The 22,377-nt window shown below is 61.3% G+C and carries 13 protein-coding genes; 10 read left to right on the plus strand and 3 right to left on the minus strand.

Annotated features, from left to right (window positions below; all coding sequences use genetic code 11):
* Nucleotides 1–137 precede the first annotated feature (137 nt).
* From gcvH to C4J83_RS24130, 6 genes are all read left to right on the plus strand, one after another.
* On the plus strand, nt 138–521 hold the full coding sequence (gcvH, locus tag C4J83_RS24105; protein ID WP_106578401.1) for a glycine cleavage system protein GcvH: 384 nt from the start codon (nt 138–140) through the stop codon (nt 519–521).
* Between the two features lie 10 nt (nt 522–531).
* Entirely contained in the window at nt 532–3,372 is a 2,841-nt protein-coding gene (gene gcvP, locus C4J83_RS24110; protein WP_106578400.1) for an aminomethyl-transferring glycine dehydrogenase, read from the plus strand.
* A gap of 164 nt (nt 3,373–3,536) precedes the next feature.
* A complete protein-coding gene (locus tag C4J83_RS24115; RefSeq protein ID WP_106578399.1) occupies nt 3,537–4,913 on the plus strand; it encodes an L-serine ammonia-lyase in 1,377 nt (458 codons plus the stop codon).
* A 39-nt stretch (nt 4,914–4,952) separates the two neighbouring features.
* Nucleotides 4,953–6,077: a glycine cleavage system aminomethyltransferase GcvT gene (gene gcvT, locus C4J83_RS24120; RefSeq protein WP_124418355.1), complete on the plus strand. Its 1,125-nt coding sequence runs from the start codon at nt 4,953–4,955 to the stop codon at nt 6,075–6,077.
* Between the two features lie 390 nt (nt 6,078–6,467).
* Nucleotides 6,468–6,680, plus strand: coding sequence for a cold-shock protein (locus tag C4J83_RS24125; RefSeq protein ID WP_014339904.1), 213 nt, complete (start codon nt 6,468–6,470; stop codon nt 6,678–6,680).
* Between the two features lie 94 nt (nt 6,681–6,774).
* Complete coding sequence (locus C4J83_RS24130) at nt 6,775–7,263, plus strand: RDD family protein (RefSeq protein ID WP_124418356.1); 489 nt, start codon at nt 6,775–6,777, stop codon at nt 7,261–7,263.
* Between the two features lie 130 nt (nt 7,264–7,393).
* Here C4J83_RS24130 and nadA read toward each other — a convergent pair whose 3' ends face one another.
* The 3 genes from nadA to C4J83_RS24145 form a co-directional block, all read right to left on the minus strand.
* Nucleotides 7,394–8,452 carry a quinolinate synthase NadA gene (nadA, locus tag C4J83_RS24135; protein WP_124418357.1) on the minus strand — a complete coding sequence of 353 codons (1,059 nt, stop codon included), beginning with the start codon at nt 8,450–8,452 and terminating at the stop codon, nt 7,394–7,396.
* A 234-nt stretch (nt 8,453–8,686) separates the two neighbouring features.
* A complete protein-coding gene (locus C4J83_RS24140) occupies nt 8,687–10,264 on the minus strand; it encodes a lactate dehydrogenase (RefSeq protein WP_256660625.1) in 1,578 nt (525 codons plus the stop codon).
* 129 nt (nt 10,265–10,393) lie between these two features.
* A complete protein-coding gene (locus C4J83_RS24145; RefSeq protein ID WP_124418358.1) occupies nt 10,394–11,680 on the minus strand; it encodes an OmpP1/FadL family transporter in 1,287 nt (428 codons plus the stop codon).
* A gap of 380 nt (nt 11,681–12,060) precedes the next feature.
* Between C4J83_RS24145 and C4J83_RS24150 the strand changes: the two genes are divergently transcribed.
* The 4 genes from C4J83_RS24150 to pstS all read left to right on the plus strand — a co-directional run bounded on the left by C4J83_RS24150 (nt 12,061) and on the right by pstS (nt 22,345).
* Nucleotides 12,061–14,058 carry a hybrid sensor histidine kinase/response regulator gene (locus tag C4J83_RS24150; RefSeq protein ID WP_234452525.1) on the plus strand — a complete coding sequence of 666 codons (1,998 nt, stop codon included), beginning with the start codon at nt 12,061–12,063 and terminating at the stop codon, nt 14,056–14,058.
* Nucleotides 14,059–14,377: 319 nt separating this feature from the next.
* On the plus strand, nt 14,378–16,093 hold the full coding sequence (locus C4J83_RS24155) for a ShlB/FhaC/HecB family hemolysin secretion/activation protein (RefSeq protein ID WP_124418359.1): 1,716 nt from the start codon (nt 14,378–14,380) through the stop codon (nt 16,091–16,093).
* 107 nt (nt 16,094–16,200) lie between these two features.
* On the plus strand, nt 16,201–21,156 hold the full coding sequence (locus C4J83_RS24160) for a hemagglutinin repeat-containing protein (protein ID WP_124418360.1): 4,956 nt from the start codon (nt 16,201–16,203) through the stop codon (nt 21,154–21,156).
* A gap of 172 nt (nt 21,157–21,328) precedes the next feature.
* On the plus strand, nt 21,329–22,345 hold the full coding sequence (gene pstS, locus C4J83_RS24165) for a phosphate ABC transporter substrate-binding protein PstS (RefSeq protein WP_119737129.1): 1,017 nt from the start codon (nt 21,329–21,331) through the stop codon (nt 22,343–22,345).
* The last annotated feature ends 32 nt before the right edge of the window (nt 22,346–22,377 follow it).

Consider the following 22,377-nt stretch of genomic DNA (forward strand, 5'->3'; position numbering starts at 1 on the left):
CAATCTTTCCAACTCCTCACCGATTTTATTAAACCGTTGATTTATAACGAATTAATAACATTGGCCGCGATATTGCTAAGTAACTCCTCATTATTCCAATCCCGTCCACCAGACGAATCTGGCCCCGAGGAGTTTCCATGAGCGAGTTGCGTTTCACTGAAGATCACGAATGGCTGCGCGCCGAAGCCGATGGCAGCGTCACCGTGGGCATCACCGCTTTTGCGCAAAACGCGCTGGGTGATGTGGTTTTCGTGCAACTGCCGGAGTTGCAGGTTTACGCTAAGGGCGCAGAAGCCTCCACCGTTGAGTCGGTCAAGGCAGCGAGCGGCGTGTACATGCCGCTGGACGGCGAAGTTCTCGACGTAAACGACAAACTCAGCGACAGCCCGGAACTGGTCAACGAAGACCCGATGGGCGAAGGCTGGTTCTTCCGCTTTAAACCCGCCGATGCCGACGCAGTGGCTAAGCTGTTGGATCAGGATGCGTACGACCGCCTGATCAAAGCCAACGCCCAAGCCTGAGGAGCGCGCCATGACGATCAATCTCAGCACCGCCAACGAATTCATCGCCCGTCATATCGGCCCACGCCAGGAAGACGAGCAGCAAATGCTCGCAAAGCTGGGCTTTGACTCGCTCGAAGCCCTGAGCGCCAGCGTGATCCCGGAAAGCATCAAGGGCACCAGCGTGCTCGGCCTGGAAGACGGCTTGAGCGAAGCTCAGGCCCTGGCCAAGATCAAGGCCATCGCCAGCCAGAACCAACTGTTCAAGACCTACATCGGCCAGGGCTACTACAACTGCCACACGCCGTCGCCGATCCTGCGCAACCTGCTGGAAAACCCGGCCTGGTACACCGCCTACACCCCGTACCAACCCGAGATTTCCCAAGGCCGTCTGGAAGCGCTGCTGAACTTCCAGACCCTGATCAGCGACCTCACCGGCCTGCCGATCGCCAACGCGTCCTTGCTCGACGAAGCCACCGCCGCCGCCGAAGCCATGACCTTCTGCAAGCGCCTGAGCAAGAACAAGGGCAGCAACGCCTTCTTCGCCTCGATCCACAGCCACCCGCAAACCCTCGACGTGCTGCGCACCCGTGCCGAGCCGCTGGGTATCGACGTGGTCGTGGGCGACGAGCGTGAACTGACCGACGTCAGCGCATTCTTCGGCGCCCTGCTGCAATACCCGGCCAGCAACGGTGACGTGTTTGATTACCGTGAACTGACCGAACGTTTCCACGCTGCCAATGCCTTGGTCGCGGTCGCCGCCGACCTGCTGGCCCTGACCCTGCTGACCCCACCGGGTGAATTCGGCGCCGACGTGGCCATCGGCAGCGCGCAACGCTTCGGCGTGCCGCTGGGCTTTGGTGGCCCGCACGCGGCGTATTTCTCCACCAAGGATGCGTTCAAGCGCGACATGCCGGGCCGTCTGGTCGGCGTGTCCGTCGACCGTTTCGGCAAGCCGGCCCTGCGCCTGGCCATGCAGACCCGCGAGCAACATATCCGCCGCGAGAAGGCCACCAGCAACATCTGTACCGCGCAAGTGCTGCTGGCCAACATCGCCAGCATGTACGCCGTGTACCACGGCCCCAAAGGCCTGACCCAGATCGCCAACCGCATTCATCACCTGACCGCGATTCTCGCCAAAGGCCTGAGCGCGCTGGGCCTGAAGGTTGAGCAAACACACTTCTTCGACACCCTGACCCTCAACACCGGCGCCAACACCGCGGCCCTGCACGACAAGGCGCGCGCCCAGCGCATCAACCTGCGTGTGGTGGATGCTGAGCGCCTGGGCCTGTCGGTTGACGAAACCACCACCCAGGCGGATATCGAAGCCTTGTGGTCGATCTTCGCGGACGGCAAAGCCCTGCCGGAATTCGACGCCAACGTTCAAAGCACCCTGCCGGCCGCGCTGCTGCGCCAGTCGCCGATCCTCAGCCACCCGGTGTTCAACCGTTATCACTCCGAAACCGAGCTGATGCGCTACCTGCGCAAGCTGGCCGACAAGGACCTGGCGCTGGACCGCACCATGATCCCGCTGGGCTCGTGCACCATGAAGCTCAACGCCGCCAGCGAAATGATCCCGGTGACCTGGGCCGAATTCGGTGCCCTGCACCCGTTCGCCCCGGCCGAGCAAAGCGCTGGCTACCTGCAACTGACGTCCGAGCTGGAAGCCATGCTGTGCGCGGCCACCGGTTACGACGCCATCTCGCTGCAGCCGAACGCCGGTTCCCAGGGCGAGTACGCCGGCCTGCTGGCGATTCGTGCCTATCACCAGAGCCGTGGCGAAGCGCGCCGCGACATCTGCCTGATCCCGTCGTCGGCCCACGGCACCAACCCCGCGACCGCCAACATGGCCGGTATGCGCGTGGTCGTGACCGCCTGCGATGCACGCGGCAACGTCGACATCGAAGACCTGCGCGCCAAGGCCATCGAGCACCGCGAGCACCTTGCCGCGCTGATGATCACCTACCCGTCCACCCACGGCGTGTTCGAAGAAGGCATCCGCGAGATCTGCGGGATCATTCACGACAACGGCGGCCAGGTGTACATCGACGGCGCCAACATGAACGCCATGGTCGGCCTGTGCGCACCGGGCAAGTTCGGCGGCGACGTGTCCCACCTGAACCTGCACAAAACCTTCTGCATCCCGCACGGCGGTGGCGGCCCGGGTGTTGGCCCGATTGGCGTCAAATCGCACCTGACCCCGTTCCTGCCTGGCCACGCGGCCATGGAACGCAAGGAAGGCGCGGTGTGCGCAGCGCCATTTGGCAGCGCGAGCATCCTGCCGATCACCTGGATGTACATCAGCATGATGGGCGGCGCGGGCCTCAAGCGCGCCTCCCAACTGGCGATCCTGAATGCCAACTACATTTCCCGTCGTCTCGAAGAGCACTACCCGGTGCTCTACACCGGCAGCAATGGCCTGGTGGCGCACGAGTGCATCCTGGACCTGCGCCCGTTGAAAGACAGCAGCGGCATCAGCGTGGACGACGTGGCCAAGCGCCTGATCGATTTTGGTTTCCATGCGCCGACCATGTCGTTCCCGGTGGCCGGCACGTTGATGATCGAGCCGACCGAAAGTGAATCCAAGGAAGAACTGGACCGTTTCTGTGACGCGATGATTGCCATCCGCGAAGAAATCCGCGCGGTGGAAAACGGCACGCTGGACAAGGACGACAACCCGCTGAAAAACGCGCCGCACACTGCCGCTGAAATCGTCGGCGAATGGAGCCACCCGTACAGCCGTGAACAAGCGGTGTACCCGGTTGCGTCGTTGATTGAGGGCAAGTACTGGCCGCCGGTTGGCCGGGTCGACAACGTGTTTGGCGACCGCAATCTGGTGTGTGCGTGCCCGTCGATCGAAAGCTACGCCTGATCTGACTGGAGGAACACGGTCAAAAATGTGGGAGCGGGCTTGCTCGCGAATGCGGTGTACCAGTTGATACATCTGGTGACTGAACCAACGCATTCGCGAGCAAGCCCGCTCCCACATTTGAACCGAGCCAGTCTTCAAAAATAATAAGAAACCGGAGAACAACCATGTCCCTTAGCGTGTTCGACCTGTTCAAGATTGGCATCGGCCCCTCCAGTTCCCACACCGTTGGCCCGATGCGCGCCGCCGCTCGCTTCGTCGAGGGCCTCAAGCGCGACAACCTGTTGAGCGCCACCACCGGCATCAAGGTGGAACTCTATGGCTCGCTGGGCGCCACCGGCAAAGGCCATGGCAGCGACAAGGCCGTGTTGCTGGGCCTGGAAGGCGAACACCCGGACACCGTGAATACTGAAACCGTGGCTGCACGCCTGGCGCAGATGCGCAGCGACGGCCGCTTGAACCTGCTCGGTGAACACAGCATTGCGTTCAACGAGAAAGAACATTTGGCGATGATTCGCAAACCCCTCGCCTACCATCCCAATGGCATGATTTTTCGGGCCTTCGACGCCGCCGGCATCCAGATCCGCAGCCGCGAGTATTACTCGGTCGGTGGCGGGTTTGTGGTGGACGAAGACGCGGCCGGCGCCGACCGGATTGTCGAAGACACCACGCCGCTGACCTTCCCCTTCAAACACGCCAAGGACTTGCTTGGGCATTGCGCCACCTATGGGCTGTCGATCAGCCAGGTGATGCTGACCAATGAAAGTGCCTGGCGCCCGGAAGCGGAAACCCGCGCTGGCTTGCTGAACATCTGGCAGGTCATGCAGGACTGTGTGGATGCGGGTTGTCGCAATGAAGGCATCTTGCCCGGCGGTTTGAAGGTCAAGCGCCGTGCTGCCGCGTTGCATCGACAGCTGTGCAAGAACCCTGAGTCGGCGCTGCGCGACCCGTTGTCGGTGCTCGACTGGGTCAACCTGTACGCGCTGGCGGTCAACGAAGAAAACGCCAACGGTGGCCGCGTGGTCACGGCGCCCACCAACGGCGCGGCCGGGATTGTGCCGGCGGTTTTGCATTACTACATGCGCTTTATCCCCGGCGCCAATGAAGACGGCGTGGTGCGCTTTTTACTCACCGCCGCCGCCATCGGGATTTTGTACAAGGAAAACGCCTCGATCTCAGGCGCCGAAGTCGGCTGCCAGGGCGAGGTCGGCGTGGCCTGTTCGATGGCAGCCGGCGCACTGTGTGAAGTGCTGGGCGGCAGCGTGTCTCAAGTGGAGAACGCCGCCGAGATCGGCATGGAACACAACCTCGGCCTGACCTGCGACCCGATTGGCGGGTTGGTGCAGGTGCCGTGCATCGAGCGCAATGCGATGGGCTCGGTCAAGGCGATCAATGCGGTGCGCATGGCCTTGCGCGGTGACGGCCAGCATTTCGTCTCGCTGGATAAAGTCATCCGCACCATGCGCCAGACCGGCGCCGACATGAAAAGCAAATACAAGGAAACCGCCCGTGGCGGTTTGGCGGTCAACATTATCGAGTGCTGACGCCTAACAGCGCGTCCGCACGTTTTTCAGGAGCTGAATATGTCCACCCAAACCCTGTTGAAAACTCCACTGCATGCGCTGCACCTTGAGCTGGGCGCGCGCATGGTGCCCTTCGCCGGCTACGACATGCCGGTGCAATACCCACTGGGCGTGATGAAGGAACACCTGCACACCCGTGAACAGGCCGGGTTGTTTGACGTGTCGCACATGGGCCAGATCCGCCTGACCGGCGCGAATGCCGCCAAGGCCCTGGAAACCCTCGTGCCTGTCGACATCATCGACCTGCCGGTGGGCATGCAGCGCTACGCGATGTTCACCAACGATCAGGGCGGCATTCTTGACGACCTGATGGTGGCCAACCTGGGTAACGACGAACTGTTCCTGGTGGTCAACGCTGCTTGCAAGGACCAGGACCTGGCGCACCTGCGCCAACACATTGGCGAGCAGTGCACGATCGAGCCGCTGTTTGAAGAGCGCGCCCTGCTGGCCCTGCAAGGCCCGGCGGCGGTGAAGGTACTGGCGCGCCTGGCGCCGGAAGTGACCAAGATGACTTTCATGCAGTTCGCCACCCTGCGCCTGCTGGGAGTGGACTGCTATGTCAGCCGTTCCGGCTACACCGGCGAAGACGGGTTTGAAATCTCCGTGCCCGCCGCCAACGCCGAGAGCCTGGCGCGCAGCCTGCTGGCCGAGACCGAAGTGCAGGCCATCGGCCTGGGCGCCCGTGACTCGCTGCGCCTGGAAGCCGGTCTGTGCCTCTACGGCCACGACATGAATACCGAGACCACGCCGATTGAGGCCAGCCTGTTGTGGGCCATCTCCAAGGCTCGCCGTGCCGATGGCGCGCGTGCCGGTGGCTTCCCTGGCGCCGACCGCATTTTCACCCAGCAACAAGCCGGTGTGAGCCGCAAGCGGGTCGGCCTGCTGCCACAGGAACGTACCCCGGTGCGTGAAGGTGCAGAGATCGTCGATGCGCAGGGCACCGTGATCGGCAGCGTGTGCAGCGGCGGCTTTGGCCCGACCTTGGGCGGCCCGCTTGCCATGGGTTACCTGGACAGCGCATTCATCGCACTGGACACCGAATTGTCTGCGTTGGTACGTGGGAAAAAGGTGCCATTACGTGTAAGTAAAATGCCATTCGTGCCACAACGTTACTTCCGAGGCTGATTGACTGTTCCTATAAGTAACGCGGTTGCGTTAACGTGCACTAAACTGTAACGCAACCGCCATAAAACAGTGCATCGACGATAGTCAATGTAATAGCGGACAACCTATAACAAGTGATCAACTCTATCGAATAAACGGGATCCACATTACCCATCAAACAGTCACGAAGCCAAGCAAACGCTGGGCTTTTGGCGGGGCTTGTTTTTTCTCTGTTAGTTGGCGTAGAGTTTGCCCACTGTGTTTGCATGGGTCGCTTTGAACCTGGACCTGGGCAGTAGCCAAAGTTTGCTACAACCCGTTCGACGTCTCTTACTTTCCTGCAACTCAGCCCAGTACTCTTTCATGTGAAAGGGGCTGTCATTAATTTTTTTGCGTCAAGGAAATAAGAAAATGGCTGATCGTCAGAGCGGTACCGTCAAGTGGTTTAACGACGAGAAAGGGTTTGGTTTTATCACTCCAGAAAGCGGTCCGGATCTGTTCGTGCACTTCCGCGCTATTCAGGGCAACGGCTTCAAGAGCCTCAAAGAAGGCCAGAAAGTGACGTTCGTCGCCGTGCAAGGCCAGAAAGGCATGCAGGCTGACGAAGTACAAGCAGAAGGCTGATCCTTGCTGCGACAAAAAGCCCCTGATGGTGACATCAGGGGCTTTTTTATAAGCGTTTGCTCGTAAAATGGCTTTTTCCTCTAGAGAGACTGCCATGTCCAAACCCCTGCTGAGCCCTCAAGGCGAGTTTCCCGCCGTTGGCCTGGGCCGTCGCCTGGCAGCGATGTTTTATGACTTTCTCCTGTGCACTGCCTTGCTGATCGTCACGGCGTTTATCTACAAGCTGGTGTGGATGGCCTTTATCGGCGAGGCGAAGATGCGCGCACTCACCGAGTCCGGTGCACTGGACGGTGACCCGTTGCTGTCGACGATTCTGTTTTTTGTGTTATTTGGTTTTTTCGCCAAGTTCTGGACCTATTCCGGCCAGACCCTGGGCATGCAGGTGTGGGGCGTGCGCGTGCAGAACGCCGACGGCTCGCGGATCAGCCTGTGGCAGGCGCTGTTGCGGTTTGTGGTGTCGATTGCGTCCTGGTTGTGCGTTGGGCTGGGTTTTATCTGGTCGCTGTTTGATAAGCAAAAACGCAGCTGGCATGACATCTATTCGGATACGCAGCTGGTGCGAATTCCGAAGCAGAAAAAGTAATTCCAAACTACGCAAAACAACTGTGGGAGCTGGCTTGCCTGCGATGCAGCACCACGGTCTATCAGGCAGACCAGGGTGATGCTATCGCAGGCAAGCCAGCTCCCACATTTTGACCGTGTTTACAATTAAATTAAGCGTTGCCGGCAAGCTTGAGCCGCGCCGCCTGGGTGAAGTCCAGCATGCGCTTTAACGGGCGCACCGCGTGCGGAATCACCGACGGCTCGACGAAGATCTCGTTGCTGCCCTCACGCAGGCATTGCAGCGTGCGTTCCAGTGTATTCATCGCCATCCACGGGCAATGCGCGCAACTACGGCAGGCCGCGCCGTTGCCGGCAGTCGGTGCCTCGATGAAGACCTTGTCCGGGCACAGCTGCTGCATCTTGTAGAAAATGCCGCGGTCGGTCGCGACGATAAACGTCTTGTTCGGCAGGCGCTGGGCCGCTGCAATCAATTGGCTGGTGGAACCCACGGCATCGGCCAATTCAATCACCGACGTCGGCGACTCCGGGTGCACCAGAATCGCGGCATCCGGGTACAGCGCCTTCATGTCCTCGAGCTGCTTGGACTTGAACTCTTCGTGGACGATGCACGCGCCGTCCCACAGCAGCATGTCTGCGCCGGTCTGGCGCTGAATGTAGGTGCCCAGGTGCTTGTCCGGCCCCCAGATAATCGTCTCGCCGTTGTCCATCAGGCTTTCGACGATTTCCAGTGCGCAGCTTGAGGTAACGACCCAATCGGCCCGCGCCTTCACCGCCGCCGAGGTGTTGGCATACACCACCACCGTGCGCTCGGGATGCTGATCGCAGAACGCCGAAAATTCCTCCACCGGGCAGCCAAGATCCAAAGAGCAGGTGGCTTCCAGGGTGGGCATGAGGATGCGTTTTTCGGGCGTAAGGATTTTGGCGGTCTCGCCCATGAAACGCACACCGGCGACCAGTACGGTCTTGGCCGGGTGGGCTGCGCCGAAGCGGGCCATTTCCAGGGAGTCGGAGACACAGCCGCCGGTTTCTTCGGCCAGGGCCTGAATCACCGGGTCGCAGTAGAAGTGGGCGACCAACACCGCGTCCTGAGCCTTGAGCTCGGCAGCGATGGCGGTACGCAGGCTTACCTCTTCTTCGGCGCTGAGCGCCTTGGGCTGCTTGGCGTCGAGGTGAGCTTGAACCAGTAGGCGTTCGGAAATTTGCGTCATGTTCGCAAGACCTGCAGGCGCAGTTGCGCGAAAGTCGAGTGTACCACCGGCTCTGGAGCCTTTCGGGCGCCGCCGGACGAAGTGATTGTGTTCATCAAGCACGGGTGAAGCTGCGCAAGGCTACAGAATATCGAATCGATTCAAAAGCCTAATCTGGCCTGCGCAGGCGCGCTGGTCCGGCAAAAAAACGGGAAGGCTCATGACTGGGCCTTCCCGCTTTGACCACGCCGAACGTCAGCGCATCAGCACATCCGGATCGTTCTGCAACAGGATCGAGTCATGCATGTTGGCCAAGGCATCCTTCAACGTTGAATGCTCCAAGGCATCCTTGTGCTTTTTGCTCGCCTGGGCGGCGTGCTCAAGCAGCGCCAGGTAGTCACGCCTGGTTGAGGCTTCCTTCGGCACCACGCTGTCTTGCACCCGGTTGCCCATCACGTACTTCTGCGTGTGGGTGTTCTGGGAAGCCGATTGGGTAACGGACGCATTCGTCAGTCGGCCGTCTTTATAGGCGAAGGTTGCGGTGCTGCTGGCCTTGTCCTGCACTTGCACATACAGGTAATTCTGCGATTCGCGAGAGCCGTCAAAAACCGGCGGTTTGCCACCGTCGAGGCCTTTATGGAAGCTGGCCGACAGCAGCGATTGCTGGTTCTGGGTGACGCTGCGGTCGCCCGTGCTGCGGGCATTGACCTGGGTCTTCTGCGACACGCTGTAGGAAAAGCCCTCAACTTCCGACCGACGCATCGAATTGGGCGCACCCGCCGCCTGTTTGATCGAGGCCTTGAAGTCAGCCAGGCCCGTCAGCAAGCCTTTGTCGGTCGGGTTATGAGTCAGCGGGTTCGCAGCGCCAGCCCCGGGCGGATAGTTGCTGTTCATGGCGCTGAACGCGTCCTTGAACATGGTCATCAGGTCCGCGTTGGCACTGCCGCGCTGCTCGACGCGGTCGAACTGCGCTAGGTAGGTTTGCAGCGCCTTGGCCTGCTGCTTGGCATCGCCGAGGATCGCCGCGTTTCTCAGGTCCACCGTGAGGTCAATCTGACCCGCCGGGCCACTCATGCGCGTGGTACGGCTATCGCTGTCGGCATGAAAGGCCAGAGTAATGTCCTCACCGTTCGAGGCCTTCACCTTGGCATTGAGGTCCACCGACGACAGCAGCTTGGCGTCGAACTGAGTCAGCTTGCTCAAGTCGAGTTTCGGCGGCACGGCGGTCAGCCCGTCGACCGAGGCCTGGAATGCGCTGCCCAACTGGCCGACGGCCTTGAGTTCATCGGCGCTCAACTCCCCGCCTTCTACAGTGGCCTGTACGCCCAGGCCATCTTTCTGGCTGGACAGGCTGAACGTCACCGTCTTGCCGCTGGCAGTCTTGATGCTGAGGCTGACTTGGTTGTCGGCCTTGCTGTGCAGCAGCGTCTGGTCCGCCTTGATTGCATCGGTGTCGCCGGCGCGGTCAGCGGTGGTGTTGAGCAGCGACTGGGAAATAGCGGCACCGCCACCTTTGGTGAATTGGTCCACCAACGCAGCGCCCAGCCCACTGTAGCGGCTGGCCGTAGTGACCGAGTGGAAGCTGGAGTTGATGACCCAGGTGATCGAATCATCGCTGTTGTTTTCCCAGGTCCGCACGCTTTCCTGGCCGGGCAACACACCGTTTCGAGAGTAGGTATCGACGACATCGGCTGCCGGATTGCCAAGGCTGACTATTGAAGAAGGCCGCGTCGGTGAGACGCCGACAGTGTTCGCCAGGGTGGCGGGAGGCGCGGTGGTCGCAGCCCGAACAATGAGGGGATTGGTCGCGATAATAGGCGTTAGCGTAGTCATGACAGTCCGTGTCTTAAAAGCTGAGTAGCGTTCAATCTAACCAAGACACGCCGGGATTAACAGCGCTGAAACCAAAATGAAAGGCAAAGAGCCATGCCAAAAAACTGGCTCTTTACGCGATGGCGCACGTCAGAAGCGGTAAGTCACCGAGCCCCCGAAACCATTGGCGCTGTTCTCATACTTGGCATCGTAGGTCAGTGCCAACTGAGGGTTGTTGTCGCGAATCTTGATCGGCTCTTCCTTCAGGTAGGAATAGGCCACGTCAAAGGTCAGGTTATCCACTGGCGTCCAGCCGGCACCGAGGCTGAACACGGTACGGTCGCCTGTAGGAATACGTACGGAACGGTCGGTATTGTTGGTCGGGGTCTGGTCCACCGAGAAGCCGGTGCGCAGCACCAGTTGTTTGTTGAGCTGATACGACAGGCCGATCGCATGGGACCACGTGTCGTGCCAGTGCTCCTGCTCGGTGATGGAATCCAGGCCTGCCAGCTCAGCCGTCAGTTCGGACACGCCGGAATTGTTCACCGTGATCTTCTTCAACTGGCTCCAGCGGGTATAGGTGCTGCCCACGTAAAGGGTCAAGGCATCGGTCAGTTGGTGAGTGACGGAAAAGTCCACGGAAGACGGCGTGGTCACATTCAGCTTGGCGTCGTACTTCTGTGCCCCGCCATCCAACAGGTCGGAGAGCACGCCCGAGGCGTCGGTATGGCCACTCAAGTGATACACCACTTGCGAATGGTAGGTGAGGCCGACGCGGGTACTGTCCAGCGCCTGCACCAGGATACCGGCGTTGAAGCCCATCGCGGTGTCGTCGCCCTTGATCTTGGCCGTTTCCGTCCCCAGCCCGAACGCCGGTACCTTGGAGTCAAGCTCGCCGCTGATTTTGTTGAAGGTCGGGCCGAAACCTACCGACACTTTGTCATTGAACGCGTAGCTGACGGTCGGCTGCACGGTGAGGACTTGAATCTTGCTCTTATTCCCAAAGCCATTGCCCTGGAAGCTGTGTTCATAGTCGGTCACCAGGCCAAACGGTGCGTAGACCCCCAGGCCAAACGCCCAGTGCTCATCGATCGGCGTGACCAGGTAACCCATCGGCACGGCAATGCCGGGGACCATGTCGCCCTTGTTGGTGCCGGGATTATCGACGCCGCCCTGGCTGGAGCTGGCGTCCTTGATATTGGTTTTGGCATCCAGGTAGGTCGCCCCGATGCTGACTTCATTGTGCTTGAGGCGCGACATGCCGGCCGGGTTGCCAAACACCGTGCTGGCGTCGTCGGCCGAGGAAGAACGCCCGGCGTAACCGGTGCCCATTGAACTGATGCTTTGTTCATTGAGGGCGAAGCCACCGGCCAGCAGTTGTGTAGAGGCAAGCGAAACGCAAAGCGCCAGGGCGCCTTTAAGAGTTTTGTTATTCATTATTAGGACTCGAATAATTGGTCAGCGCCGGGAAAACTACCAACGTTCGAGCGCGGCGTTTATGAAGAGTTTTTCATGCGCGGGATTGTCGGACAATTCTAGATTTTTCAAAGACTTTGCTCGTTTTTAAGCGTCTTTTTATGACCTTTGAACCTGATCGTGACCGCCCGGTTTTATCTGCCCGTCACGCCTGGGCGGCCCGCCCTTGAAAGCTGATTGCATTGAGGGTGTCTGGCTGACGCGTCGCGAGTACCCGACGCCTGAGCGTCAACCCCAACGCTTTGCCGGCGCCAGTCAGCACCGTACGTGCGGAAGTCGCTGGTGGGATAGATATCGTAATGACATGATAAGGCCCATTTAACCCATTCGGCCAAACTCAAATGAATACCACTGTCGGGATCGGCTCAGAGCCAAGCGAGCTGGCCGCCACCGGCTTGGGCAGAAGCGAAGCGTTTACCGAGCGCGTTCTGGCCAGCATCAACGATTGCATCAAGGTTCTGGACCTCGATGCCCGCCTCACCTTCATGAGCGAAGGCGGCATGAAAATCATGGAAGTCAGTGACTTCAACGCGATCCGCGGCTGCCCCTGGCCCGACTTCTGGCAGGCCAAGGGAAACACGGATGCCAAGGCTGCCGTAGAGGCCGCCAAAAATGGCGAAAGCGCAAGTTTCATCGGCCCTGCCGAGACGTTGGCCGGCAACCTGAAATGGTGGCATGTGCAGGTCAGCCCGATCCTCGACAGCGACGGCCGGCCGGAACAGATCCTGTGTGTCTCGCGTGATATCACCGCCCTGCGTGAAGCCGAAGAGTCCCTGCGCACACTCAACGAATCCCTTGAGCAAAGGGTGATGGAGCGCACGCGCGATCGCGATCGTATCTGGCGCCTGTCGCCGGACCTGATGCTGGTCGCCCAGCTCGACGGCGTCATCTCTGCGGTGAACCCGGCCTGGACACGCATGCTCGGCCACACCGAACATGATTTGGTGGGCAGCCAGCTGCTGGCCCTGGTGCACCCGGAAGACCTCGCGGTCTCCTCCTCGGCGGTCAGCCGCCTGGGGGACGGCAAGAATTTTCCCAACTTCAAGAACCGTTACCGCCACCAGGATGGCAGCTACCGCATGATCGCCTGGACCGCCGTGCCCGACAGCGACTACATCCACGCGGTGGGCCGGGATATCCAGGCCGAAGAAGAAGCCAAGGAAGCCCTGCGCTTGTCGGAAGACGCCCTGCGTCAATCGCAGAAGCTTGAAGCGATCGGCCAACTCACCGGCGGCGTCGCACACGATTTCAATAACCTGCTGACGGTCATCAAGTCTTGCGCTGACTTGCTCAAGACGCCTTCTTTGAGCGAAGAGCGGCGCATCAAGTACGTGGAAGCCATCGCCAGCACCGTGGACCGCGCCGCGCGCCTGACCGCCCAACTGCTGACCTTCGCGCGCCGCCAGGCGCTGCGTCCGGAGGTTTTCAACGTCGGCAACAGCGTACTGCGCGTGGGCGAAATGATGGACAGCCTGACCGGCTCACGCGTCAAGGTCACCATCGAGGTGCCGCAGGAACCCTGCTTTATCAACGCCGATGAAAGCCAATTCGACACTGCCCTGGTGAATATGGTGGTCAATGCCCGGGATGCCATGGCCGGCAATGGCCAATTGGCGATCCGGGTGGCAACCGCTACGTGGCTGCCTTCAGTGCGCGCCCATCCGGTGCGAGTCGCCGAATACGTGACCATTGAGTTGAGCGACACCGGTTCGGGCATTCCTCCGGAAAAGCTCGACGCAATCTTCGAACCCTTCTACACCACCAAGGGCATTGGCCAGGGCACCGGGCTGGGGTTGTCGCAGGTGTACGGCTTTGCCAAGCAGTCGGGCGGTGAAATCCTGGTGCGAAGCGAATGCGGCAAGGGCAGCCAGTTTATGTTGTACCTGCCCAAGGTCGAGGCCGGCTTGATGCCCGTCATCCAGGACAGTTACGACGTACCCATCGCCACGGACCTGTGCGTGCTGATGGTTGAGGACAACCCCGACGTCGGCCTCTACACCTCGCAGACCCTGGAGCAAATGGGTTTCAAAGTGCTTTGGGTCGCGGACGCCAACAGTGCGCTCGAGGCCCTCGCGCCGAACCCGGAAAGCTTCCAGGTGGTGTTCTCCGACATTTCCATGCCGGGCATGAGCGGACTGGAATTGCTCGATGCGCTCGAAGCCCTCTACCCGTGGCTGCCGGTGGTGCTCACCACGGGTTACAACGACGAATACGCACGTATCGCCCAGGAAGAAGCCCAGCGTTTTGTGCTGTTGCAAAAGCCCTACTCCACCGAAGCACTGGCCGTGCTCCTGCAGAAAGTCGTCAAGAGTCGCTTGAACCTCACCGCACAAAGCTAAGCCTGAGACGGGGCCGCACCCGCCCCGTCTATAAACACTTCGATTAAGCCACTCCTCTGCAACAATCAAAAACCGACCCGCACCCTGGCACTGCCACCAAAACCCGTAAAACCAACCCCCAACCCGCGCCCAGGCCCCGCACTCGCACCACCTTTGTGCATTTTTTTACTGAATAACGCGGCATTCCTCACGTTTTACGTAATAAATCCTACAGCCGATGTAACAAACCGTTTAATGATGACTCAAGTGCGGCAAGTCCCCTGAGTCCAAGGTTTGGCTCAGCGGCCGTTTGTCAGTATTTCTACGTTAAGGATGTCGAGTGCCGAGTCAGCCCTCAACCGAACGCCGGTGTTATCTGCGCGGACTGGGTATTGCCCTGCTCTGCCTGTGCGCGCTGCCGGCTGCCGCCGCCGATGCGCCGCAGCCAGGTCAGGAAGCGTTGCGCCTGCAGCAGCAACAGCAGCGCGACCTGCAGCAATTACAACTGGAGCAGCGCCAACGGCAGATGCAACGAGGCAGCTTCGGTACGCAGCCCGCCACGCCAGCCCTGCCTGCGGACATCACCAGAGACCAGCGTTGCTGGCCGTTGAGCGGTACACGCCTGGTCGGTGTCACGCTGTTCAGCAAGGCTGAGCTGAGCAAGCACATCGACCCCTATGTTGCGCCCTGCATGGGCGTTATCCAGATCAATCGCCTGCTGGCGGAGATCACCCGGCTGTATGTCGAAGCCGGTTATATCGCCAGCCGTCCGTACCTCGTCAGCACGCCCGTTGCCGGTCAGCCGCTGGATGTTCACGTCGAAGAAGGCTACCTGGAAGCCATCGAGCTGGCCGACCAAAGCCTGCCGGTGTCGTTAGGCGGCGCGTTTGCGGGGATGCTCGGCAAGCCGCTGAACCTGCGCGACCTGGAGCAAGGCCTGGACCAGCTCAACCGTCTGCGCTCGGTCGACCTCACTGCCGACATCGCCCCTGGCAGTGCGCCGGGCGCCTCGCGCATTATCCTGCGCTCGCGCAGCAGCGCCTCACGCTGGGGTCTGGGGCTGGGCGTGGATAACCTCGGCAGCGCCGGCACCGGGCGTGATCGCAACGCGATCAGCCTGAGCCTGGACAGCCCGCTGCAGCTTAACGATGCGCTCAACCTGAGCTTCAGCGACACCCTCAACCACGGCCCGCGCTACAGCCGCAGCAACAGCCTGTTTTATTCGATCCCTTATGGTTATTGGACCTACAGCCTGTTCGCCAGCCACACCGAATACCGCTCGCCGTATAAGCTCAGCCGCGCCACGTTTTACAACAGTGGCCGCACCGATCAGGTCAGCTTGCGCACCGACCGCGTGCTGTGGCGCGACCAAAGCCATCAACTCAGCGCCAACCTGCAACTGGCCTACAAGGACGTCGACAGCTACCTGCAAAAGGTTCGCCTGGGCATCCAGAGCCCGACGCTGACTGTGGCCGAGGCTGGCGTGAATCTGTTCTGGCTCAACAGCGCGGTGTGGAACCTCGATGTCAATTACGCCCAGGGCCTGACCTGGTTCGGCGCCGATCGCGATGCTGACCACACGCAGAACAACCTGCCCCAGGCGCAATTCCACAAGTACCGCGCCAACCTCACCCAATGGCGCAACGGCCAATGGCTGGGCCAAGCGTGGCAATGGCAGAGCCAGCTCTCGGCGCAATACAGCCCGGATACGTTGCCCGCCATCGAACAATTGCTGGGCACCGACGACTCGGCGGTGCGCGGCTACCGCGACAACAGTGCGTCGGGGGCCATCGGCGCGGTGTGGCGCAACACCTTGCGTCTGCCGCTGAACAGCGACCTGCCGGTAAAAATCACGCCACGCCTGGGCCTGGACAACGGCTGGGTCAAGCGCGAACACGGCGCACCGGGCCAACGCCTGAGCGGGGCCAGTGCCGGGCTCAACCTCAGCTGGAAGAACGTGCAACTGGACCTCGATTACCAACGCAACCTCAACACCCCCACAAGGTTTGGCCAGGAGCCGGAGGTCTGGCTGACGCGCTTGAGCCTGCAAATATGAGCAACCACCGGTTTTTAGCCTGAGTCAACCGCCGTACCTGACCCCCTCAGCAGCGTTGCAACGAACAACGCACGTCGCGGATCAGCCAACACAGAGCGAATATATTTATGCCGACTGACACCCATACGTTTCACCTTTCCCCTCAGGGCAAACTGCGCTGGGCCATCGCCAGCCTGTTCCTGCTGCCGCAGCTGGTGCTGGCCGGTGGCTTGACGGTAGTCGAAGGGCCTGGCGGTACCCCGCAGCTGCAAAACCAGGGCGGCGTGCCCATCGTCAACATCGTCGCGCCGAACGCCGGTGGCCTGTCCCACAACCAGTTCCTGGACTACAACGTCGATCGCCAGGGCGTGGTGTTGAACAACGCCTTGCAGGCCGGCCAATCGCAACTCGCCGGGCAGTTGGCGGCCAACCCGCAGTTCCAGGGCCAGGCGGCGAGCGTGATCCTTAACGAAGTGGTGAGCCGCAACGCCTCGGCCATCAACGGCGCCCAGGAGATTTTTGGCCGCGCCGCCGATTACGTGCTGGCCAACCCCAACGGGATTTCCGTCAACGGCGGCAGTTTCATCAACACGCCGAATGCCAACCTGGTGGTGGGCCGCCCTGAACTCAACGACGGCAAGCTGCAAGGTTTGACAACGCGCGATGCCAGCGGCCAGCTGACGGTGCAAGGCCAGGGCCTGCAAAACGACGCGGGTTCGATCAACCTGATCGCGCCGCGCATCGACAGCGACGGGCGCCTCAGCGCGCGTGACCAATTGAACCTCACGGTGGGGCGCAATCAGGTTGACTATGCCAGCGGCCAGGTGCGCCAGGTTGACCCGGCGAGCAAAACCCAGGACCAGCGCATCGACGCTCGTCTATTTGGGGCCATGCAGGCTGGCCGCATCAACATCATCAGCACCGCCGAAGGTGCCGGCGTGCGGGTGGGCGCGGTGCAAGTCGAAGGCCGCGACGGGGTGAAGGTCAGCTCGGCCGGCGACCTCGATATCAGCGGCCAGGTCCACGCCGACAGCCTCGCCGCCACCCGCGCCGGCGTGCACAGTCGCCAGGGCGATGTCGACGTGCACAGCGCCAAGGACTTGAGCCTGGCTGCCGCTGACGTCAGCGGGCGCAACGTCAAGCTCGACGCCGGCCGCAACCTGACGCTCAGCACGCTGGAAAGCCGCACGCTGCAAGAGAAGCGTGAACAGTGGAACAACAGCAACTTCCTGTTCACCTACGAAACCTACGAGCGCACCACCACCGACAAGGACTCGCGCCAGCACGGCAACAGCGTCGTCGCGCAGCAAAACGCCGCGCTGTCGTCCGGCGCCAACACCGAGATCAAGGCCAGCACCGTCGAAGCGGGCCAAGCCCTGCGCGTCGACAGCGGCGCCGACCTGCAATTGAGTGCCGCCACCCAAACCCATGAAACCCGCGACCAGGGCAACCATCGCAAGCACTTGTGGAAAGCCAACTGGGACAACTCCAGCAGCGAACAGCGCAGCGTCACCAGCAGCCTCAAGGCCGGCAAGACGCTGGCGCTGACCAGCCAGCAAACATTGCAGCTGCAGGGCGCCGAGTTGAAATCGGCGGGCGATATTCAATTGGCCGCCCGCCAAGTGGACATCACCAGCGCCAGCCGCACCCAGAGCAGCCGCGACAACGCTTACTCCGGTGACCTGACTGGCGGCAGTTTCTTCGGCAAGAACGGCGACGGCGACAAGGGCAAGACCCTGAACACCGGCAGCAAGGTCAACGCCGACGGCAAGCTGATCGTCAAGGCCGACGAGGTGCGCATCAGCGGCAGCCAGGCGCGCGGCGGCCAACAGGCCAGCGTGATCAGCGACAACGGCTCGCTGGTGATCGACGGCGTGCAAGACACGTCCCACGACAACAGCCACAGCAACGACAGTAAGTTCTTCGGCATCAGCAAGGATGAAAGTCGCAAGAACCTCAAGGACAGCACCGTGGTCGCCAGCGACCTGCGCTCGGACAGCAACCTCACACTGCGCAGCGCCAAGGACATCAGCGTCAGCGGCGCCAAGGTTTCTGCGGCAGGCGAACTGCAAGCGGATGCCAAGGGAGACATCAAAGTCGCTTCGGCTGAAAACACCTCCCACACCACCACCAGCACTCACACGCGGGGCTTTGATGGCTACGCCAAGGAAACCGCCGACGGCAGCCGTCAATACCGGGCGGGCGTGAACTATGCAGACCAGCAGCACACCAGCAAAACCGCCACCACGAAGCAGCAGGCCTCCAGCCTCAGCGGCGCCAGCCTGGCCGTGACGGCGGGTGGCGACGTGAGCATCAAAGGCTCCGACCTTAAAGCCACAGCAGGCGATGCGAGCGTGAGGGGTAAAAACGTCGAATTGCTGGCGACCGATGACAGCACCCGCAATCAAACCGACGCGACCACCACTGCCGGCGGCGTGTACTACACCGGCGGCCTGGACCGAGCCGGCAGTGGTGCGCAGTTCAGCCATCAGAGCAGCAATGACACCCGTGACGAAACCACAGCGCACACCAGCCGCGTGACGTCGGCCGGCACGCTGACGATCAACGCCGGCAACACCCTCACCAGCCAGGGCGCGCAGGTGAAGGCGGGGTCCGCGTTGCAGGTCAATGCGGCCCAGGTCGATAACCAGGCGGCGCATAACACCCAGACCAGTACCCACAAGCAGAACGGTTGGACCGCCGACGTCGGTGCCAATGTTGAATACAAAGGCCTCACCCGGCCAATCGAAAAAGCCGTCGAAGGCGTGGCCCAGGCCAAATTCCATCAGCCCGGCCTGCTGGATGCCTTGGAGCAACCGAATGTCGGGCTGGATGTGGAAGTCGGCCATGCCAACAAGGCCCGCACACAGCAGGACAGCACTGCCGTGGTCAGCCAGTTCAGTGGTGGCACGGTGCAGGTCAATGTCGCCAACACCCTGAAGGATCAAGGCAGCCAATACCGCGCCAGCGAGGGCGGGCTGAAGATCAAGGCCGGCGAGCACTTCGCCACGGCGGCCGCCAACACCCACAGCAGCAGCGAGCAAGGCGTGGACGCCAAGGCCGGCGTGCGGGTCTACACCAGCACCGGTGAAGACTTGAACATTCGCGGCAGCGGCGCGGGCGGCAGCAGCGATGTGCGCGAGTCCGGCAGCACGGCGGTGGTTGGCAGCTATGCCGGAGCCCAGGGTGTGAACATCCAAACCAAGGGCGACGCGCGTTATGCAGGCAGCCAGTTCAACGGCGGCCAGGCCGGCGTCAACCTCAAGGCCGGTGGCGAATTGGCGCTGAACCAGGCCAACGATACCCAGAACAACAGCGATAACAGCCTGCGTGGCAGCGGTTCATTGACCGTGGGCACGGCAACCGGCAGCAACGGTACGAACATCAACCTCGGTGCCGGTGTGCAACTGGACAACAAGCGCCTGGACGCCCACGACAGTCAGGCGCGCGTCGCGACGCTGCAGGGCAACGGCCCGGTCCAGCTCAGCAGCGGTGGCGACATGACTTTGCAAGGCACTCAGGTCGGCAGTAGCACCGCGAAGACCGGTGACATCAGCCTCAACGCCGGCGGCAAGCTGAACCTGCAGGCGGCCACCGCTACTCACGTAAGCAGCACCAGCAACCTGGGCGGCGGCCTGACGCTGGGGGCCGGCAAGACCAGCAGCGCCGAAAGCAGCGGCACGACTGGCAGCTTGAGCGCCAACTTCAACATCGGCAAAGGCGCGGAAAACGACCAAGGCGTTAGCGTCGGCCAGTTGCACAGCAACGGCAACGTGAGCCTCACCAGCGGCGCCGCCACGGCGGATGCCATCCACTTGCAAGGCACCCAGGTGGTGGCTGACAGCGTCAATCTGGAGGCGCAGAACGGCGGCATCCTGCAAGAATCGGCGCAATCGACCCAGGCGAATAACACCTGGGGCGTGACCCTGGGCGCAGGCGGCAGCGGCGGCAAAACCACCCTGGCCGACGCCGGTGAGCACGACACACCCAAGACCCAGCACGCCATCAATGCGCGGGCCAAGGTCGACGTGGATCGCCTGCAGGGCACCACCCAGCAGAACAGCCTGATCAAGGCAGATAACGTGATCATCAACAGTGCCGGTGATACGCACCTGGCTGGCGCGCGGATCGAAGCGCAGCACGTCAGTGGCAACGTCGGCGGCGACCTCGTTGTCGAGAGCCGCAAGGATCAAGTCAGCAGCACCCAGGTCAACGTCGACGCCAAGCTGGATGCCGAAAAAAACCAGCCCGGCGTGGTCAACAAACTGGCCAAGGCCAGCGGCCCGCTCAAGGACAAGGTGCAAGCCAAGGCCGAGGGCGCGTTCGACAAGCACCGTGAAAAGCTCGAAAACGCCGTGGACACAGGCACCGAGCATCTGGCTTCGGCCAAGGACAGTGTGGTCAACAGCGTCGGCAACGCCAAGGAGCGCCTCGGCGAAAAACTCACCCGCAGCGGCAGCTACGACCTGAACCCCAAGCCGCGTGGCGCCTTCGGTACAGGCGTGGACAAAGCCAAGGCTTACCTGGCGGACAAGAAGGAGGCCGTGGGCACTCGGCTGTCCGACCTCAAGGACAAGGTCTGGCCAAAAACCACTGACAGCTACGCCGTCAGCGGCAAGAACACCACCGGCAGTGCGGTGGCCGATACGGCAGAAGGCGTGCTGTTTGGCGACAAAAGCGGCAACACGTCCTACACCCCGACATTGAAGCTGGACGTCAGCCATGGGGTGAAAGACAGCGTCACTCAAGCGTCGGGCCTGCGCGGTACCCAGGCCGTCAACCTGCAGGTGAGTGGTGAAACTCGCCTCACGGGCGCGCGGATCAGTGCGGACAATGGCAAGGTCGACTTGGGCGGTTCCAAGGTGACGGCAACGACGCTGGCTGGCAGCGACTACCGCGCGGATGTGGGGCTGAACCTGTCCAAATCACCGGTCAACCTGGCGTTGGGGGCCAAGGATGAATTGACCCAGAAACAGGACGACGCCACGCGTAAGGATCAAGCCTTCAACGTTGGGCCGCTGCGGGTGGGCGGGCACAGTGACAACCAGGTGCTGCAGGCGGGGGTCGACCAAAGCATCAACTAAGCAGCACGGCGGCGGTGGACGTGGGCAAGCCCGCGTTCATCGCCGCAAACATTTCTAAATGTTTCTTCATAAAGCCAAACCGTCATTAAACAGACATATCTCAGGAATTAAATCGTCACGTCCTGGACAGGTGGACCTATCCACTTACCCCTTCCCTTGAGGTGTTGTCGTGATGTTGCCGACTAAAAAAAGTCTGTCTGTTCTGTTCGCCGCCCTGTGCCTGAGCGGCGTGGCCCACGCCACTGACGTTACCGGCGCCGGTTCCAGCTTCGTCTACCCGGTGCTGTCCAAGTGGTCGCAGGACTACAGCAAGAACTCCAGCAACCGCATCAACTATCAGTCGATCGGCTCCGGCGGCGGTATTGCCCAAATCAAGGCCGCCACCGTGGACTTCGGCGCCTCCGACGCCCCGCTGTCCGCCGATGAACTCAAGGCCGGCGGCCTGGGCCAGTTCCCCAGCGTGATCGGCGGCATCGTGCCGGTGATGAACGTCGAAGGTATTGCGCCGGGCCAGTTGAAGCTCGACGGCGACGTGCTGGCGAAGATCTTTCTCGGTGACATCAAGGCCTGGAACGACCCGGCCATCGCCGCGCTCAACCCTGGCTTGAACCTGCCGGTGGCAAACATCACCGTGGTGCACCGCTCCGACGGTTCGGGCACCTCTTACAACTTCACCAACTACCTGGCCAAAGTCAGTGACAGCTGGAAAACCAAGATCGGTTTCGGCACCACTGTGCCGTGGCCGGTGGGTGTGGGCGGCAAAGGCAACGAAGGCGTTTCGGCCTACGTGAAGCAGATCAAGAACTCTATCGGCTTTGTGGAATACGCCTACGCGCTGCAGAACAAAATGACCTACACCCAGCTGAAGAATGCGTCGGGCAAATTCGTCAAACCTGACGCCAAGGCCTTCCAGGCAGCCGCGGACACCGCCGACTGGGCCAATGCCAAAGACTTCAACCTGATCATGACCAATGCCCCAGGCGAAGGCGCGTGGCCGATCACGGCGACCACCTGGATCATCATGTACAAGCAGCCCAAGAATGCCGAGCAAAGCCAGGCAGCGTTCAGCTTCTTCAAATGGTCGCTGGAAAAAGGCCAGCAACAGGCAGCAGCGCTGGACTACGTAGCCCTGCCGGACTCCCTGGTGTCGCGCATCGAAGGTTACTGGAAGTCTGACTTCGCCAACTGATTCGCCCTACAACCGCCTTCCTCATTGATTGC

This window comes from Pseudomonas sp. LBUM920 (assembly GCF_003852315.1).
Lineage (GTDB): Bacteria > Pseudomonadota > Gammaproteobacteria > Pseudomonadales > Pseudomonadaceae > Aquipseudomonas.